Raw genomic sequence first — 2,913 nt, 5'->3', positions numbered from 1 at the left:
TAAGACTTTCGCTATTTTTTTATGTTTATTTATTTTTTTTATAAGTTTTAAACACTGTTATTTTGCATTTATATAATAAAAAGCATTTATTAAAAAAAACAATATGCATTTAAAGATTTTTTTAACAAAAAAAGAAATCTTTTTAAAGATTTTTTTTTATAAAAAAAAAATCTTTAAAAAGATTTCTTTAAATTTAAGAAAAAATGAAATAATTTTTTATAAATTTTTTAAAAAATAAAAATTAAGAATAGTAAGTACTACGTAAAAAAACGCATTTATTTAAATATTTTTTTATATTTAATTATCTGGATATGTATTTGTAGCTATTTTGCGTAAATAATAATAACTAATATTTACTTGTTTTTTTAACCCACTAGGTCCCATTTTAGTCAATTCACTTAAAGAATACTTGGCAACTAATGCTCGAAGAATAGTTTGTCGAGCTTCTTTCTCATCTAAAGATATTAAACGTTGTGCATTTTTCTTTTTTTTGTAAAAAGCATGTCTAGAAACTCGATATTTAAAAATACTTTTCATTTGAATATCTTTAGATCGTCTTTTTGCATCAAGCATAGTTATAGGATTAAGTCCCTTGCTAATAAGATTTTTATTTATCCATCCTAATTGTTGTTGTTTAGCATTAATTAATTTTTTTTCAGAAATTCCTAATAACATAAAAAATAATGGAGTAAGTTTTATCATTTTAGGCATATAGTTACCTAAAATTTTATCCCATATCTTTTTACAACTCACATAACCCATAGGTTCCATAAAATTTGTTATTAATCTGGATGCTCGGGTAATAGATTTATTGCCAGATGCAGATATTGTGGACAAACCACATTCATCAGATAATTGTTCAACAGACGCTTGAACTAATTCAGAAGAAATATTAAAATGATATAGCATTGCTGAAACCATAGCTCTCATGGCAGATGCTCGATGTTTATTTAATTGTCTGAATCTTTTTAAAGGCAATCCTGTCTTAATATTTTTTGCTTGTAAAATATAATTTAATTCACATCTTGAAACATCTATCTCTTCTGCCCTTTCCATTGCATAACAAATAAAAAAGGGCCGCCGTTTATTATTTTTAGGAGGCTTAAAAATAGGATTCAGGTTATGTATATAACATTTTCTTGATGTCATAAAATAATACTTAAAGTAGTAAGGAATTAATTTTTTATTCATATAAAAAATAAATTTACGGAAAAATTTTAATAAAATTTTTCGTATTTTTTGTATATATAATATATACTTTACTTTTATTTTATTTTATGAATAAATATAATTTATAAAGAAAAGAATATTCTTACCATAAATTTTAATTATTTTCAATATAAGTTGTTAAATTTTTTTAAAATATTTTTTTTTATAAACAAAAAAATTTAATGAATATTATTTATTTTTAAAAAAAAATATTTTATTAAAAAATTAATTAGGAATAATAAAATGGAAAAAATTATTGAAAAAACTATATATGCTTCTCGTTGGTTAATGTTTCCTGTTTATGTTGGTTTGTCGTTTGGTTTTATATTATTGACATTAAAATTTTTTCAACAAATCGTATTCATTATTCCAGATATTTTAGCTATGTCTGAATCCGGTTTAGTATTAGTTGTTTTATCACTAATTGATATTGCTTTAGTGGGTGGATTATTAGTAATGGTTATGTTTTCTGGTTATGAAAATTTTATTGCAAAAATGGATATTCAAGATAATGAAAAAAGATTGGGTTGGATGGGTACTATGGATGTAAATTCAATAAAAAATAAAGTAGCATCATCAATAGTTGCAATATCTTCTGTACATCTTTTACGTCTTTTTATGGAAGCTGAAAAAATTTTAGATGATAAAATAATGTTATGTGTTATAATTCACCTTACGTTTGTTTTATCTGCATTTGGTATGGCATATATTGATAAAATGAGTAAAAAGAAGCATCATTTATATTAATTATTAATTTAAAAAATACTTATAAAAAATGAATTAAACGATTTGTAATGTTATTTTATTAATGTTATATTTATTTCAAATATTATTTCAAACTTTTAATAAATAACAAATATTATTTTTCATTTTCTTGCTGAAAATAATTTCCAAATAAAATAAAAATATATTTTACTTAATCAAGTGTATTTAGTGCCTAGAAAAAATTATATATATAATCCTAAACCAGTTTTTAATCCACCTAAAAATGATAGGAAGAGATCTACATTCATTTGTTATGCTATGAAAAAAGCATCAGAAATAGATGTTGCTAGATGTGATTTAAACTATAAATTGTTACCTATAGATCCCAAAACTGGTAATATTTTACCTCGATTTAGAAGATTAAATGAACATCGTGCATGCGCGATGAGAGCCATAGTTGTCGCTATGTTGTATTATTTCGATATTCAATCCAATTTAGTTCAAGCTTCCGTTGAAAAATTAGCAGATGAATGTGGTCTTTCTACTTTCTCAGACTCTGGTAATAAATCTATCACCCGAGCTTCACGTTTAATAAATGATTTTTTAGAACCTATGGGTTTTATTAGATGTAAAAAAATAAAAAATAAATCAATTAGTAATTATCTACCAAAAAAAATTTTTTTGACACCGATGTTTTTTATGCTATTCAACATATCACAATCAAAAATAAATAGTTATTTATCTAAATCAATGAAAACATCTCAAAAATTAAAAATCAAGGAAAAAAAAATATTTATTTCTTTTTCAGATATTAAGGTAATGTCACAATTAGATGAAAAATCTGCCAGAAAAAAAATTCTAAACACATTAATCAATTATTATACAGCAAGTGAATTAACAAAAATAGGTCCTAAGGGGCTTAAAAAACAAATAGATATTGAATATAATAATTTATGTAAATTATTTAACAAAATTAAAAAATAAATTTACACAATAAAA

The 2,913-nt window shown here is 22.6% G+C and carries 3 protein-coding genes; 2 read left to right on the top strand and 1 reads right to left on the bottom strand.

Annotated features, from left to right (window positions below; all coding sequences use genetic code 11):
- Positions 1-297: 297 nt before the first annotated feature.
- Positions 298-1,149 (bottom strand): plasmid replication initiator RepA, encoded by an 852-nt coding sequence (repA, locus tag D9V66_RS03130; protein ID WP_158366061.1) that lies wholly within the window; start codon positions 1,147-1,149, stop codon positions 298-300.
- Between the two features lie 303 nt (positions 1,150-1,452).
- Between repA (D9V66_RS03130) and D9V66_RS03125 the strand changes: the two genes are divergently transcribed.
- Entirely contained in the window at positions 1,453-1,956 is a 504-nt protein-coding gene (locus D9V66_RS03125) for a TIGR00645 family protein (RefSeq protein ID WP_158366059.1), read from the top strand.
- A 186-nt stretch (positions 1,957-2,142) separates the two neighbouring features.
- A complete protein-coding gene (repA, locus tag D9V66_RS03120) occupies positions 2,143-2,898 on the top strand; it encodes a plasmid replication initiator RepA (RefSeq protein WP_158366071.1) in 756 nt (251 codons plus the stop codon).
- The last annotated feature ends 15 nt before the right edge of the window (positions 2,899-2,913 follow it).

Origin of the sequence: Buchnera aphidicola (Brevicoryne brassicae), from assembly GCF_005082825.1 — a bacterium.
Lineage (GTDB): Bacteria > Pseudomonadota > Gammaproteobacteria > Enterobacterales > Enterobacteriaceae > Buchnera > Buchnera aphidicola_AK.
The sequence above is the reverse complement of the archived record's forward strand: the minus strand, read 5'-3'. Positions and strand labels throughout refer to the sequence as shown.

Coding starts and splice junctions, on each gene's coding strand:
- repA (WP_158366061.1), bottom strand. CDS start 1,149: ATGACATCAAGAAAATGTTATATACATAACCTGAATCCTATTTTTAAG.
- D9V66_RS03125 (WP_158366059.1), top strand. CDS start 1,453: ATGGAAAAAATTATTGAAAAAACTATATATGCTTCTCGTTGGTTAATG.